General features: G+C 66.8%; 13 protein-coding genes. 3 read left to right on the top strand and 10 right to left on the bottom strand.

Annotation, left to right across the window (positions count from 1 at the left end):
* Positions 1-130 precede the first annotated feature (130 nt).
* Positions 131-1,477, bottom strand: a complete 1,347-nt coding sequence (locus U1703_RS10525; protein ID WP_332785645.1) for an amidohydrolase — start codon at positions 1,475-1,477, stop codon at positions 131-133.
* An 84-nt stretch (positions 1,478-1,561) separates the two neighbouring features.
* On the opposite strand from U1703_RS10525, the gene uvrB reads away from it, so the two are divergent.
* Positions 1,562-3,754 (top strand): excinuclease ABC subunit UvrB, encoded by a 2,193-nt coding sequence (gene uvrB, locus U1703_RS10530; RefSeq protein ID WP_332785646.1) that lies wholly within the window; start codon positions 1,562-1,564, stop codon positions 3,752-3,754.
* Positions 3,755-3,937: 183 nt separating this feature from the next.
* On the opposite strand, the gene U1703_RS10535 is transcribed toward uvrB, so the two are convergent.
* Entirely contained in the window at positions 3,938-4,309 is a 372-nt protein-coding gene (locus tag U1703_RS10535; RefSeq protein WP_056437049.1) for a PRC-barrel domain-containing protein, read from the bottom strand.
* Between the two features lie 137 nt (positions 4,310-4,446).
* Here U1703_RS10535 and U1703_RS10540 point away from each other — a divergent pair, with 137 nt between their 5' ends.
* Entirely contained in the window at positions 4,447-4,995 is a 549-nt protein-coding gene (locus tag U1703_RS10540) for a hypothetical protein (protein ID WP_332785647.1), read from the top strand.
* 390 nt (positions 4,996-5,385) lie between these two features.
* Here the strand turns inward: U1703_RS10540 and U1703_RS10545 are convergent, their stop codons facing one another.
* From U1703_RS10545 to ruvB, 4 genes are all read right to left on the bottom strand, one after another.
* Positions 5,386-6,660, bottom strand: coding sequence for a hypothetical protein (locus U1703_RS10545; protein ID WP_332785648.1), 1,275 nt, complete (start codon positions 6,658-6,660; stop codon positions 5,386-5,388).
* Positions 6,657-7,391: a hypothetical protein gene (locus U1703_RS10550; protein WP_332785649.1), complete on the bottom strand. Its 735-nt coding sequence runs from the start codon at positions 7,389-7,391 to the stop codon at positions 6,657-6,659. Before U1703_RS10550 ends, U1703_RS10545 begins: the two co-directional genes overlap by 4 nt.
* 4 nt (positions 7,392-7,395) lie before the next feature.
* Positions 7,396-8,604 carry a toxic anion resistance protein gene (locus tag U1703_RS10555; protein WP_332785650.1) on the bottom strand — a complete coding sequence of 403 codons (1,209 nt, stop codon included), beginning with the start codon at positions 8,602-8,604 and terminating at the stop codon, positions 7,396-7,398.
* 359 nt (positions 8,605-8,963) lie between these two features.
* Entirely contained in the window at positions 8,964-9,989 is a 1,026-nt protein-coding gene (gene ruvB, locus U1703_RS10560) for a Holliday junction branch migration DNA helicase RuvB (RefSeq protein ID WP_332785651.1), read from the bottom strand.
* A gap of 153 nt (positions 9,990-10,142) precedes the next feature.
* Here ruvB and U1703_RS10565 point away from each other — a divergent pair, with 153 nt between their 5' ends.
* Positions 10,143-11,036: a 2-hydroxyacid dehydrogenase gene (locus tag U1703_RS10565; RefSeq protein ID WP_443025793.1), complete on the top strand. Its 894-nt coding sequence runs from the start codon at positions 10,143-10,145 to the stop codon at positions 11,034-11,036.
* Positions 11,037-11,134: 98 nt separating this feature from the next.
* Here the strand turns inward: U1703_RS10565 and ruvA are convergent, their stop codons facing one another.
* The 4 genes from ruvA to U1703_RS10585 all read right to left on the bottom strand — a co-directional run bounded on the left by ruvA (position 11,135) and on the right by U1703_RS10585 (position 13,885).
* The gene (ruvA, locus tag U1703_RS10570) at positions 11,135-11,734 is read right to left on the bottom strand and encodes a Holliday junction branch migration protein RuvA (protein WP_320451718.1); all 600 of its coding nucleotides are present in this window, start codon (positions 11,732-11,734) and stop codon (positions 11,135-11,137) included.
* 223 nt (positions 11,735-11,957) lie between these two features.
* Positions 11,958-12,476 (bottom strand): crossover junction endodeoxyribonuclease RuvC, encoded by a 519-nt coding sequence (gene ruvC / locus U1703_RS10575; RefSeq protein ID WP_320451717.1) that lies wholly within the window; start codon positions 12,474-12,476, stop codon positions 11,958-11,960.
* Between the two features lie 98 nt (positions 12,477-12,574).
* Positions 12,575-13,318 (bottom strand): YebC/PmpR family DNA-binding transcriptional regulator, encoded by a 744-nt coding sequence (locus tag U1703_RS10580; protein WP_056437018.1) that lies wholly within the window; start codon positions 13,316-13,318, stop codon positions 12,575-12,577.
* Between the two features lie 27 nt (positions 13,319-13,345).
* Complete coding sequence (locus tag U1703_RS10585) at positions 13,346-13,885, bottom strand: DUF1003 domain-containing protein (RefSeq protein ID WP_320451716.1); 540 nt, start codon at positions 13,883-13,885, stop codon at positions 13,346-13,348.
* Positions 13,886-13,926 lie beyond the last annotated feature (41 nt).

A 13,926-nucleotide genomic window follows, 5' to 3' on the forward strand; every position in this document is an offset into this window, starting at 1 on the left:
GGGCGTGGCCTCCGACTGCGCTCAGGCTGAACGGGGGTCGGGGAGATGGACAGACACCCCCCCCCCCCCCGTTCACGCTGAGCGAAGTCGAAGCGCACGCCCCACGCTCGCGGCTTGGCCCGCCACAACCTCAGGAGCGGCTGGCGACCGCCCCCGGCTTCAGCAGGTCCAGAATCGCCGCCGTCGTCGCCACCGCGCCGGTCACGATCGACGGTTCGGGCGCGATCTTGAACTGAGGCGAATGGTGCGACGCCACCGCAGGCCCGCCCGCCTTTGCCGCCGCCAGCGCTTCTGCGGGCGTGCCGCCGACCGACAAGTAATAGCCGCGCACGCCGCTATCCGGCTGGACCAGATAGGCGAAGTCCTCCGCCCCCATGCCCTTCTGCTCGAACGGCGTGACGTGATCCTGGCCGAAGGTCGTGACCATCACCGCGTTCAGCCGCCTGGCGAGCGCCGCATCATTGATCGTCGTCGGCGTGCCCTCGGTCACCGTCACCACCGGCATCTTGTCCTCCGGCATCCCGTTCAGCACGCCGATGCCGCGCGCGACGCGGCTGATCCCGGCCAGCAGCCGCACCCGCTCCGCCTCGTCATTGGCGCGCACCGTGACCTGCAGCCTGGCCTGGTCCGAAATGATGTTGTGCTTCAATCCGGCATGGAAGGAACCGACGGTGATGACGCCGGGCTTCAACGGCTGCTGCTCGCGGCTGATCAAGCCTTGTAGCGCGACCACCAGTTGCGAGGCCATATAGACCGGGTCCTTGCCCATATGCGGGCTCGCCCCATGCGCGCCGATGCCGGGCACGGTGATGTCGACCGAATCGGACGAGGAATATTGAATCCCCTCCGACGCCGACACCGTGCCCGCCGCGCGTTCGGAATCGACATGGAAGGCCAGCGCGTAGTCGGGCTTGGGGAAACGCGTATAGAGCCCGTCGGCGACCATCGCCTTGGCGCCGCCGACCCGTTCCTCGGCGGGCTGGACGATGAACACCACCGTGCCCCGCCAGCGGTCCTTCAGCGCCGCCAGCCGCCGCGCGGTGGCGACCATCGCGGTGATGTGCGTGTCATGGCCACAGGCGTGCATGACCGGCGCCTCGACCCCGTCCACCCCCACCTGCCGCACGGTCGAGGCATTGGGCAGCCCCGACTTTTCCTCGACCGGCAGGCCGTCCATGTCGGCGCGCAACAGCACCACCGGCCCCGCGCCGTTCTTCAGGACGCCGACCACGCCGGTGCCGCCGACCTTCTCGGTCACGACCATGCCCGGCACCGCGCGCAGCTCGGCCGCCATGCGCGCGCCCGTCTTCACCTCACGAAAGGACAGTTCCGGGTTGCGATGGAACCAGTCCCAAAGCTTTCCCAGGTCGCGGTCGTAATCGGCTTTCACGGCGGCGGCGTAATCCGGCTCGGCAAAAGCGGGGGCGGCGGTGAGCAGCGAGGCCGACAACAGGGCGGCGGCGATAGCATGGCGCATGGAAATCCCCTTTTCCTCTTTTTCCGCGATGCTACCCCAGATCGACGGGTGACGAAACGGGAACAGATACCCATATTCATCCCCATGGCGATCCAGATCCGCACCACCCTCGACGAGCCCGAAACCGGGGTCAGCTTCGTACCCCACCGCCCGTCGCGCCCCGAAAAGGCCGAAGGCGGCAAGCGCTTCGAACTCGTCACCGAATACACCCCCAGCGGCGACCAGCCTGCGGCGATCCAGGAACTGACCGCCGCCGCGCGGGCCGGGGACAAGGATCAGGTGCTGCTGGGCGTCACCGGTTCGGGCAAGACCTTCACCATGGCCAAGGTCATCGAGGAGTTGCAGCGCCCGGCGCTGATCCTCGCACCCAACAAGATCCTCGCGGCGCAGTTGTATGGGGAGTTCAAGAGCTTCTTCCCCAACAACGCGGTTGAATATTTCGTCAGCTATTACGACTACTATCAGCCGGAGGCCTATGTCCCCCGGTCCGACACGTATATCGAGAAGGAAAGCTCGATCAACGAGTCGATCGACCGGATGCGTCACTCGGCGACGCGCGCCTTGCTGGAGCGCGACGACGTGATCATCGTGGCGTCGGTATCTTGCCTGTACGGCATCGGCTCGGTCGAGACCTATTCAGCGATGATCTTCGACCTGAAAAAGGGCCAAAGCGTCGACCAGCGCGAGATCATCCGCAAGCTCGTCGCCCTGCAATATAAGCGCAACGACGCCGCCTTCATGCGCGGCAATTTCCGGGTGAAGGGCGACAATCTCGAAATCTTCCCCTCGCACTATGAGGATTCCGCCTGGCGCGTGTCCTTCTTCGGCGACGAGATCGAGGATATCGTCGAGTTCGACCCGCTGACCGGCAAGAAGGTCGCCAGCCTTAACTCGATCCGCATCTACGCCAATTCGCACTATGTCACGCCCGGCCCGACGATGAAGCAGGCCACGGAGGCGATCAAGTTCGAGCTGACCGAGCGGTTGAAGGAGCTGGAGGCGGAAGGCAAATTGCTGGAGCACCAGCGGCTGGAGCAGCGGACGAACTTCGACCTCGAGATGATCGCGGCCACCGGCAGTTGCAACGGCATCGAGAATTACAGCCGCTTCCTGACCGGCCGCCTGCCCGGCGAGCCGCCGCCCACTTTGTTCGAATATCTGCCCGAAAACGCCGTCCTGTTCGTCGACGAGAGCCATGTCACCATCGGCCAGATCAACGGCATGTCGCGCGGCGACCACCGTCGCAAGATCACGCTGGCCGAGTACGGCTTCCGCCTGCCCTCGGCGATCGACAACCGGCCGCTGCGCTTCAACGAATGGGACGCGATGCGCCCGCAGACCGTCTGCGTCTCGGCCACGCCCAGCCATTGGGAGATGGATCAGACCGGCGGCGTCTTCGTCGAACAGGTCATCCGTCCCACCGGGCTGATCGACCCGCCGGTCGAGATCAAGCCGGTCGAGGAACAGGTCCAGGACCTGATCATCGAGGCGCGCAAGACCACCGAACTCGGTTACCGCACCCTCGTCACCACGCTGACCAAGCGGATGGCGGAGGACCTGACCGAATATATGCACGAGGCGGGGATCAAGGTCCGCTACATGCACTCCGACGTCGAGACGCTGGAGCGTATCGAGCTGATCCGCGACCTGCGGCTGGGCGTCTATGACGTGCTGATCGGCATCAACCTGCTGCGCGAGGGGTTGGACATTCCGGAGTGCGGGCTGGTCGCGATCCTGGACGCGGACAAGGAAGGGTTCCTCCGCTCCGAAACCTCGCTGATCCAGACGATCGGCCGCGCGGCGCGCAACGTCGACGGGCGGGTGATCCTGTATGCCGACCGGATCACCGGCTCGATGGAACGCGCCATGTCCGAGACGTCACGGCGTCGCGAAAAGCAGGTGGCGTATAACACCGAGCATGGCATCACGCCGCAGACGATCCGCCGCCAGATCGGCGACATCATCGCGCATGTCGCATCCGGCGACCAAGTGACCGTGCCGATCGACGACAACCGTCCGCATATGGTCGGGCATAATCTGCGCGCCTATATCGAGGATCTCGAGAAGAAGATGCGCAAGGCCGCCGCCGATCTCGAATTCGAGGAAGCGGGCCGGTTGCGCGACGAGATCCGCCAGCTGGAGAATGAGGAGCTGGGCCTGCCGGTGCACGAGCAGAAGGCGCCGATCATGGGCCGGTCCAATGAAGGCAAGCCGGGAACGCGCAAGACGCGGTTCGGGAAGAGCAAGAAGTTCGCGAGCGGGCGGAAGGCGAATTGATTGTTGGAGGGGGCTGCTTGGCGAGGCCCTCCCCCATCCCCTCCCGCTTGCGGGAGGGGAGCGTTACTGGTCAGGCGTCAAGGCACTACGTCTGAAGAATTCCTGCCGCGACCACGGGCACGCCCCTCCCGCAGGCGGGAGGGGATGGGGGAGGGCAGGCCACAAGGACCGCCCTCCAAAACATCACCCCAGGTCCAGATTTTCCGTCCCAACCCCATAATAACCCGCAACCCGATCGGCATAAGCCTGATCGAACACCGGCGCATTGTTGGACCAGCTCGGGCCGCCTTCCAGCAGGCGGCGATCGACGGTGATCACATATTGATCGCCCACCGGATCGAACTGCAACAGGCTGAACGGCACCGGGTAGAAGCTCTTGCCCATGCCCAAAAAGCCACCCAGCGCCAGCACCGCATGGGTCGCGCGGCCGGAGCGTTTGTGCACCATGAAGGAGTAGACGCTGCCGATCGCATCGCCATCCCGGCTTTCGAGCTTCAGCGTGCCCGAGACGGTGGACTGGACAAGGATCAGGGTCGGCGTGTCGTGTTCGGCCATGTTAACCTCCATTTAGCCGGATGAACCGCCGGGGCGGTGCCGGGTTCCGATGCATGTTCCGATGCCCGCCGCATCGGCACGCCCCGTCGCACCGCGGGGTTGAGCATCCGGCCCCCCTCCCGCATAGGCTGGACCCGATGCGTCGCCTGTCCCCCGCCCCCCGCGCCCCCTTCACCCCGGTTATCGCGGCCACCGTCCTCCTGCTGTCGGTCGCGGGTTGTATTCCCGCCGCCCCGCGCCCGGAGCCCGCCCCGCCGGTCCGCCAGGCACCCCGCCCCGCCCAGGCTGCACCACGCCCGGTCCTGGGCTCGGACTGGCGCGATTGGCCGCTAACGCCGGGTGACTGGCGTTATCAGCGCACGCCGCAAGGGTCGGCGGCAGTGTTCGGCACAAGTGGCGTCGCACGGCTGACGCTGGCTTGCGACCTGCGCACCCGGCAGGTCATTCTCGGCCGTCCGGCGGCGGTCGCGGGCATGGTCACGATCCGCACCTCCAGCACGACACGGAGCGTCACGACTCGCGCCGTCGCGACGGGAGCCGAGCTGACGCTGCCCGTCGCCGATCCGCTGCTCGACGCGATGGCGTTCAGCCGGGGGCGGTTCACGGTGGAGCAGGCGGGCCAGGCCTCGCTGGTCATCCCCGCCTATGCCGAGATCGGCCGCGTGATCGAGGATTGCCGGGGCTGAGTCCCGCCATTTGGCGGGGGCAGAATGCTCGGCCAAACATCGTTGCATTTCAAGTCTTGTTTATCGCCGCTCGCCTACGCACATTGGCGATGCGCACCTGCAAGGGGCGCATTGGCTTTAACTAGCGAAAGGAGGTGATCCGATGTCTCATGGTTCAGCAAGGGGGTCGGTTCAGTTCGTTCGGGGGGCCGGTCTCTGACATCGACGGGTGTGGTTCGGGGGGTATTTTCCCCCAATCAACGACCGCATCTGATGTCATGAGGCCCGCATGGTCTCCCGGGCTGGAGCTCTCCGGCCGCTGACCATGTTTAGGGGTTGTCGGGGCTGTCGTGATGACGCCCCGGCAGCCTCTTTCATTTTGGGGCCCTCCCCGCCGCCCTCGCAAGCGGGTCAGGGTTTGGCAGGCGTCGGGTCCTGCATCACCAGCCGCAACGGCTTGTTACCCGGCACCATCAGCGAGGGCACATCCTCGCCCGCGCGCAGCAGCACCTGATCGACCGGAATCGCATCGTCGCTCTCGCCCGCGATGAAGACCTGCACAAGCCGCTCACCCTTTTGCGGCACGAAGCCCGCCGGAATCACCATCGGCTTGCGCCCCATCGCCGCCAGCCAGTCGGGACGGCCTTTCACCAGATGCGCGGGTGGATGATAGACCTGAAGATCGACGGCATCGACATATTGGCCGACCGTGACGGCGCGATCGCCCGCGAATGATATGGTCGAACGCTGAAGTCCCTTCGCCGCCAGCGCCCGGCGCGCCAGCCCCGTGTCACGTCCCGCATCCGGCCCCAGTGTAACCTGATCGATCGTCAATGGATCGATCCCTGTCATGGCCTTCAGCCGCGCCGCCATCCAGCTGATGGGGGGATCATTGTCCCAGCCCTTGATCGGCTGTTCCGCGACATGGCTGAACCCGACATAGACAAAGACTTTCGCATCGGGGTCGGTGGCCAGCGCCTGAGCCAGATGACGGGCCTGCGCTTCCTCCCGCCGGGCGATACTCTCGGTCCGGCTGGCGCCCTTGCTCCGTTCGGCGTCGGTGATCTCATAGGCCAGCGGGCGATAGCCGAGCGCCAGCGACTGCCGCACGAAATCGCCGAAGACGGGATCGTGCGTGTAATAGCCCGTGCCCTTGCGCGTTGGATAGCCGATCTCGGCTAGGCGGGTCATCGCGGCCTGATCGGCGTCGTTGACGAACGTCTCGGCCGCCAGCACCGAATAGCCCAGCGGCCGCAACGCCCGCGCCACCTCCAGCGCGAAGGCGCGATTGCGGGGCAAGCCGTGATTTTCGTTGAGGATGACGATACGGGTACGGGCTGCGCGCGCGACGATCTCGGCCAGTGCGTCGCGCGGCGTGGCGGCGGCGAGCCGTTCCGCCATCGCCCTGGCGTCCGCATCGTCGATCGGCGCGGTTTCACCGCCGACCGGCGCGTTGGTCATCAGCGTGTTCATTTCCGCCCATTGGTCATGGAGAAAGCCGGATTTCGGCTTGCCATCAGGACCAAAGGCCAGCGGCCGTAGCCGGTTTGCGGCGTCGAGATAGCGTCCGCTGTCCAATGCCTGCGACGCCTCATGCGTTGCGGCGAGATCCGCCTTGCTCGGCCCGTCCTGCGCCATCACGGCGGCGGGAAGCATCAACACCACCGCCGCCGTGCGTGCGATCATTCGGCCTTTTCCTCGCGATACTTCATTTCCAGGAACCGCCCGCGCGTCGACAGGCTGTCGAGATCGGCCTGGGCCAGCCGCTGCGTCATGTCGCCAATCTCCTGCTCGATCAGCCTCAGGCCGTCGACCAGCTGCGCATCCGGTGTCCGTCCGTTGCGCTCGACCCGGCGCAAGGGCTCGGGCACGCGTTCGTAATCGCGCAGGAAGGCGGGGAGCTGCTCACCGATCAGGCGGCGGACCTCCATCGCCTCGGGCGTCTCGTTGTCGACGGCGGTAAGCTGCGGCGCGAGCGTGTCGAGCCGCCGACCGATCCGGTCGACCAGCTGCACGGCGGGCGCGGGCAGCAGGGGCCGCTGCGCCTCCAGCCAGCGTTCGGTCTGGGCGGGCAGCGCCTTGATATCGACCTGGGCCAGCTTGGCGGGCGTCGGCGCGCGCGGGGCGGGAGCGAGGGCGATGGCCAGCGTCGCCGCCAGCATCAGCATCATCACCGCCAGCGCGCCGAAAATGCCGATCCCGCCGGGCAGGATCAGGCCCGTCACCATCGCCGCGATCAGGATGACCGCATTGGCGATGGCGATCAGGATGACGCGCTGCATCGCCGAGCGCGCGCGTCGCCGCGCCCGCTTGACCGTCGCCTGCGCCTGCCCGCGATAATCCTGCGAGATGCGCGCCATCGTCTCGCGCGCACGCTCGATCTGGGCATCGACCTCATTCGAGCGGGGAGTGGTCACGGGATTACAGCGCCTCCAGCTTGAACGACGACGCCGACGAGGTGAGCTGCGGGTTCTGCGCCCCCTCGGCCCGGGCGATATAGCCCTTCGACTTCTCGACCTCGTTGCCCAGCGTCGTGACCGTGGTCTTCATCGAATCGAGCGCCTTCAGCTTGAAGGTGTCGATCGCATCCATCGTGTCGTAGATATTCTGGAAGGCGCGTTGCAGCGTCTCCAGCGGAATGGTCGAGGCCGCCGCCTGCTCGTGGATCTGCGCGGTCTGGCTGCGAAGCAGCTTGCCGGTCGAATCGATGATGTTGGCGGTGGTCGAGTTCAGCGCGGTAATCTGGTCGAGCACCAGCTTCTGGTTGGCCAGCGCCTGCGCCACGGTGACGGCGGTGCGCAACGCCGAGACGGTGGTGGTCGAGGCGCGATCGACGCCCTTCACCAGCTCGACATTGTTCTTCTTGACCAGGTCCAGCGCCAGATAGCCCTGCACCGTGACCGCCATCTGGGTCAGCAGGTCCTGGGTACGCTGGCGGGTATAGAAGAGCGCGGTCTCGCGGATTGCCTTGGCCTTGGCGGGATCGGTGTGATCCAGATCGCCCGCGGTATCCTCCAGCTTGGCGTCCATCGCCTTGGACAGATGGATCATCTGCTCCAGCCGCCCCATCGCCGACCACAGGTTCGCGCGCTCGGTGTCGATCGCGGCATTGTCCATCAGGAGTTCGTCGCGGCCCGAGGCCAGGCTCTTCAGGATCGCGGCGATGTGCGACTGCGACGAGCGATAGCCGTCGAAATAGTCGCGCATCTTGTTGCCGAAGGGCAGGATGCCCAGCAGCTTGCGCGGCGCGGACAGATTGCCCTGCTTGCCCGGATCGAGGCTTTCGACGACGCGGCGCAACTCGGTCAGGTCCTTGCCCACCCCCGTCTCGCCGTCCATCGCCTTTACGGGTCGGTCGAGAAAGCGGTTGGACTGGCCCGCGGCTTCGCGGATTTCCTTCTGCCCCATCGCGGTGATCGCATCGACGCGGCGGCCGAATTCGGGGCTGTTGACGTCCTGCGCGATCAGCTCGGCGACGAAGCCGTCGACTTTCTGCTCCAGCTGGCTGCGCGTCTTGTCGTCGACGGGTACCAGCCCGGCGGCCTGGGAAGGCGCCACCGTCGGCACGGGATCGGGCGGCGTCAGCGTCAGCCCCTTTTCCTGGGTCGCGGTATCGGCGGTCGTGGCCATTCTCAAACTCTCCAAATGCGCGCGTCTAGTGTGGAGGGGATGGCCGCCGGGTTCAAGTGTATTATATGAGCAATACTATCCAGCCGCACGCGACGACAAATTGATCGTGCGACGGGCGCAACCGAAGCCAGGGGGGTTCGTTACCCGACCTCGACCCTGCCTCTCCGGACGGTTCGATCATTCCACAAAGCCCATGGCCCAGCGTTTTTCGCGCGAGACTTCATGCGGTTGCGTCAGGATGGTCGCGCATCGGTCGGAAAGACCGGGTCGAACGCAGCACATACAGACACCCGCCTGCCCCCTTGTCGGTTCCATACCGCCAGGGGGCTTTTTTGGTTCAGGTGCCGGACGGGACCGGATCAGGCGTCGAACAGTCCGTCCTGCGAGCCCACCGGCGGGTTCAGGCCCAGATGCTTCCATCCACCTGCGTTGAGGATGCGACCGCGCGCGGTGCGGGCGAGCAGGCCGAGCTGGATCAGGAAGGGCTCGATCACCTCCTCGATCGTGTCGCGCGGCTCGGACAGCCCGGCGGCCAGCGTCTCCACGCCCACCGGACCGCCGCGATAGACGTCGGCGATCATCGTCAGATAGCGCCGATCCATGGCGTCGAGCCCCAGCGCATCGACCTCCAGCCGGTTGAGCGCCTGGTCGGCGGCGGCGGCATGGACGATCTCATGCCCCGCCACGCTGGCGAAGTCGCGCACGCGGCGCAGCAACCGGCCCGCGATACGCGGCGTGCCGCGCGACCGGCGTGCGACCTCGATCGCGCCGTCCTCGGCAATCGGCAGGTCGAGCAGCCGGGCGGCACGGGTGACGACGCGGGTCAGCTCTTCGACGGAGTAGAATTGCAGGCGCACCGGGATGCCGAAACGGTCGCGGAGCGGCGTGGTCAGCAACCCCTGTCGCGTCGTCGCCCCCACCAGCGTAAAGCGCGGCAGGTCGATCCGCACGCTGCGCGCCGACGGCCCCTCACCGATCATCAGGTCGAGGACACGGTCCTCCATCGCCGGATACAGGACTTCCTCCACCGCCGGTTGCAGCCGGTGGATTTCGTCGATGAACAGGACGTCGCCATCCTCCAGGTTCGTCAGCAGCGCCGCGAGATCGCCCGACTTGGCGATCACCGGGCCCGACGTCGCGCGAAAGCCCACCCCCATCTCGCGCGCGATGATCTGCGCCAGCGTCGTCTTGCCCAGCCCCGGCGGGCCGAAGAACAGGACATGGTCGAGCGCATCGCCACGCCCGCGCGCCGCCTGGATAAAGACGCGGAGGTTGTCGCGCGCCGCCTGCTGCCCGACGAACTCGTCCAGGCTTTTCGGGCGAAGCGCGGCGTCGACATCCTCGGGACGGCGGCTGGCGGACAATAGGCGGTCTTGGTCGGTCACGCGCACAGCCCTAGCGGCTGGGGGGCATGGCTGTCGAGAAGGCTCGCGAACATTGCACGAACATGGGCATGTCGCGGTCCGGCGCGGCCATACGCTCGCCGCGTTTGATCCGGATGGCGGACAGCCCCGCCAAAGCGCGCTATCATCCCGGCCATGCCGCACGATCTCTTCCTCGCCACCGCCGTCCCGCCCGCACTGGACATCATGCTTGCCGAGCGTTTCACGATCCATCGCGAGACGCCCCCGCCGACCACGCGCGCGATCGTCGGCGGCGGCATGATGACGGTCGACGCGGCGTTGCTCGACCGGCTGCCCGAGTTGGAGATCATCGCGGTGCACGGCGTCGGCCATGACGGCATCGACCGCGCCGCCGTGGCCGCGCGCGGCATCCGCATCGCCATCACCCCGGACATCCTGACCGAGGACGTCGCGGATCAGGCAATCGCGCTGTGGCTGGCGGTCGACCGGCGGATCGCGGCAAACGACCGCGCGCTGCGCATGGGCAACTGGACGGTGCCGCTAGGCCGCCGGGCGAGCGGGCGGCGGATCGGCATTTTCGGGCTCGGCCGGATCGGCGAGGCGATCGCCAAGCGCGCGGAACCGTTCGGGGGAGAAATCCTCTATACCGCGCGCAGCGCCAAGCCGGTGGCGTGGCGCTTCATCCCCGACCTGGCGACTTTGGCAGCAGAGAGCGATGTGCTGTTTCTCGCCGCGCCGGGCGGTGACGAGACGCGCGGCGTGGTCGACGCGCAAGTGCTGAACCGGCTGGGGACCGAGGGCGTGCTGGTCAATATCGCACGCGGCAGCCTGGTCGACGAGGCGGCGCTTGTCGCAGCGCTGGAGTCGCACCGGATCGCGGGCGCGGGGCTGGACGTGTTCGCCGACGAACCCGACGTTCCTTACGCGCTGCGCCGGATGAACCATGTCGTGCTCGCCCCGCATCAGGGCAGTGCAACTCGCGAGGGACGCGCGGCGATGGCGGAGATGGTGGTGGCGAACCTCGATGCGCATTTTGCCGGGCGCGAGGTGCCAGGATTGTTGGGGTGAGGTTTGGGCGTGGCCTTCGACTTCGCTCAGGCGGAACGGAGTTTTGGATCACACCCCCACAGCCGTTCAGGCTGAGCGAAGTCGAAGCCCATGCCGCCTTACTTCGCCGCTTTCCTGAGCGCCAACCGCACCAGCGCGTCCAACGACGCCCCCGCGCCCAGTTCCTCCTCCGCCGCCGCGACCGCCGCATTGGCCTCGGCGGGCCGGAAGCCCAGGTTGAGCAGCGCCGATACCGCATCCGCGCCCGCCCCGACCGGCGCGGCCATCCCGCCCCCCGATCCGGGGGCCAGCACGATGCCGCCGACCCTGTCCTTCAACTCCATCACGATCCGCTGGGCGAGCTTGGGGCCCACGCCGTTCGCGCGCGCGACCATCGCCTTGTCGCCGCTGGCGATCGCACGCATCAGGTCGACAGGCTCCAACGCCGAGAGGATCGCCAGCGCCACGCGCGAGCCCACTCCCTGCACCCCGGTCAGCAGGCGGAACCAGTCGCGCTCGTCCGCGCTGGCAAAACCGACCAGCCGGATCGAGTCGTCGGACACCAGCATCTCGGTATGCAGCATCGCCGCCTCACCGACCGGGCCGATGGACGACAGCGTGCGCGCCGAGGCGCCGACCAGATAACCGACGCCGCCGACATCGATCACCGCATGGTCGATACCGGTGGAGTCCAAACGTCCCTTGAGATGCGCGATCATGGGGATGGGTTAGAACAAAAGGGGGAATTCGTCACGGGGGTTTGAAGGACAGGGAATGGCCCGTGGCTTTCCCTCCCCCATCCCCTCCCGCCTGCGGGAGGGGCATGCCAAGCTTCGCCTGCAGGACGCCTGCGCGACGGTTCTGAACGGCCGCCCCGCAACGCACCCCTCCCGCAGGCGGGAGGGGATGGGGGAGGGCCCAGCCGCCAGCAAGACGACGGCGCTAAACCGCCCCCACCCGCCGCTGCATCGCCCGTGCACTCGCCAGGTGATGCGCATGCGTGATCGCCACCGCCAGCGCGTCCGCCGCGTCGGGCCCGGTCAGCTTCACGCCGGGCAGCAGATGGCCGACCATCGCCTGCACCTGCTTCTTGTCCGCGCCGCCCGTGCCGACGGTTGCCTTCTTGACGATGCTGGGGTGATATTCGCCCACGACCAGCCCCGCCTGCGCCGCCGACAACAGGACAACACCGCGCGCCTGGCCCAGTTTCAACGTCGACTGCGCATTGCTGTTGCCCAGCACCTCTTCCACCGCCGCGCCGTCTGGCTGTTGCTGGCGGATAACGTCGTAGAGCGCGGCGTGCAGGTTTGCGAGGCGACGCGGCAGGACCATCGACGGCTCGGTCTTGATCTGGCCGTTGGCGATATGGCGCAGGCGGTTGCCCTCCACCGCGATCACCCCCCAGCCGGTGGTGCCGAGGCCGGGGTCCAGGCCGAGGATGATGGCGGGGGGTGGGGTCATTTCAGGCTTTCGGGAAGGGTTTGACGTTGCCGGCCCCTCCACCACGCGGCTTCGCCACGCGGTCCCCCTCCCCAGGCGTCGCCTGGGGAGGATTGGGGTCAGGCCAGCTTTTCCATCACTTCGTCGGAGACTTCGTAATTGCCCCAGACGGTCTGGACGTCGTCATCGTCATCCAGCGTGTCGATCAGCTTGAACAAAGTCGCCGCCGCCGCTTCGTCGACCGACACCATGGTCTGCGGCCGCCAGGCCAGCTTGGCGCCTTCCGCCTCGCCCAGCACGGGCTCGAGCGCCTTGGCCACTTCGTGCAGGTCGCCCTGCGCGGTCCAGATCTCGTGGCCGTCCTCGGACGAAGTCACGTCCTCGGCCCCGGCCTCCAGAGCCGCCTCGAACACCTTCTCGGCGTCACCGGCACTCGCGGGATAGTTGATCAGGCCCATCCGGTCGAAACCGTGGCTGACCGATCCGCCCGCGCCCAGGTTGCCGCCATTCTTCGACACCGCGGTGCGCACGTTCGTCGCGGTGCGATTGCGATTGTCGGTCAGCGCCTCGATGATCAGGCTGACGCCGCCGGGGCCGAAGCCCTCGTACCGGACCTCTTCGTAATTCTCGCCGTCGCCCCGCGAAGCCTTGTCGATCGCGCGCGCGATATTGTCCTTGGGCATCGACGCCGCCTTGGCCGCGTTGACGGCAGCACGCAGACGCGGGTTCATGTCCGGGTCGGGCGTGCCCATCTTGGCCGCGACGGTGATTTCGCGGGAAAGCTTGGAAAATGCTGCCGAGCGCTTCTTATCCTGCGCGCCCTTGCGGTGCATGATGTTCTTGAATTTGCTGTGGCCTGCCATCGGTGCCTCTTGAGATGATCGCGCTCTCTACGACCGCGAAAGGGCCTTTGCCAACCCGTCGATCTTGGCCTCCAGGCTATCGAGCCGGTCGGTGACCGCATTGTCCAGCTTGTGATGCAGCCGCAATATGTCGATCTCTGCCCGCAAATTGGTGCGATAGTCGAGGCTCGCGGCCAGCCGGTCCTTCGCCGATTGCCGGTTCTGGCTCATCATGATGACCGGTGCCTGGATCGCCGCCAATGTCGAGAGCATCAGGTTCAGGAAGATGTAGGGATATGGATCGAACGCCAGCCCGAAATGGCTGAGCACGTCCGAATTGAGCAGCATCCAGCCCAGCAGGACCACCGTAAAGGCGATGATGAAGCCCCAGCTGCCGCCGACCGCCGCCACCCGGTCGGCCAGCTTCTCGCCCCAGGTCGAGGTTTCGTCCGCGATATCGGCGGCGTCGCGCGCGCTGAGTTGTCCCGACTCGATATCGGCGATGACCTGGGCTTCTTCCTCGTCCAGTTCATGCGCGGGCTTGCCCAACGTGCGGCGGGCGATTTCGGCGGCGGTCGACAGGGCCATAAGGGGAGCGCTCCGCTTGAAGAATCAAATGCCTTGCTCCT

This window comes from Sphingomonas flavida (assembly GCF_036663655.1).
Classification (GTDB): Bacteria; Pseudomonadota; Alphaproteobacteria; order Sphingomonadales; family Sphingomonadaceae; genus Sphingomonas.

Excerpts from the sequence above, each read along its gene's own strand:
- U1703_RS10535 (WP_056437049.1), bottom strand. The coding sequence starts at position 4,309 with ATGGCCGAACACGACACGCCGACCCTGATCCTTGTCCAGTCCACCGTC.
- U1703_RS10565 (WP_443025793.1), top strand. The coding sequence starts at position 10,143 with ATGCCGCACGATCTCTTCCTCGCCACCGCCGTCCCGCCCGCACTGGAC.
- U1703_RS10555 (WP_332785650.1), bottom strand. The coding sequence starts at position 8,604 with ATGGCCACGACCGCCGATACCGCGACCCAGGAAAAGGGGCTGACGCTG.
- U1703_RS10580 (WP_056437018.1), bottom strand. The coding sequence starts at position 13,318 with ATGGCAGGCCACAGCAAATTCAAGAACATCATGCACCGCAAGGGCGCG.
- ruvA (WP_320451718.1), bottom strand. The coding sequence starts at position 11,734 with ATGATCGCGCATCTCAAGGGACGTTTGGACTCCACCGGTATCGACCAT.
- U1703_RS10545 (WP_332785648.1), bottom strand. The coding sequence starts at position 6,660 with ATGATCGCACGCACGGCGGCGGTGGTGTTGATGCTTCCCGCCGCCGTG.
- U1703_RS10525 (WP_332785645.1), bottom strand. The coding sequence starts at position 1,477 with ATGCGCCATGCTATCGCCGCCGCCCTGTTGTCGGCCTCGCTGCTCACC.
- uvrB (WP_332785646.1), top strand. The coding sequence starts at position 1,562 with ATGGCGATCCAGATCCGCACCACCCTCGACGAGCCCGAAACCGGGGTC.
- ruvC (WP_320451717.1), bottom strand. The coding sequence starts at position 12,476 with ATGACCCCACCCCCCGCCATCATCCTCGGCCTGGACCCCGGCCTCGGC.
- U1703_RS10540 (WP_332785647.1), top strand. The coding sequence starts at position 4,447 with ATGCGTCGCCTGTCCCCCGCCCCCCGCGCCCCCTTCACCCCGGTTATC.
- U1703_RS10585 (WP_320451716.1), bottom strand. The coding sequence starts at position 13,885 with ATGGCCCTGTCGACCGCCGCCGAAATCGCCCGCCGCACGTTGGGCAAG.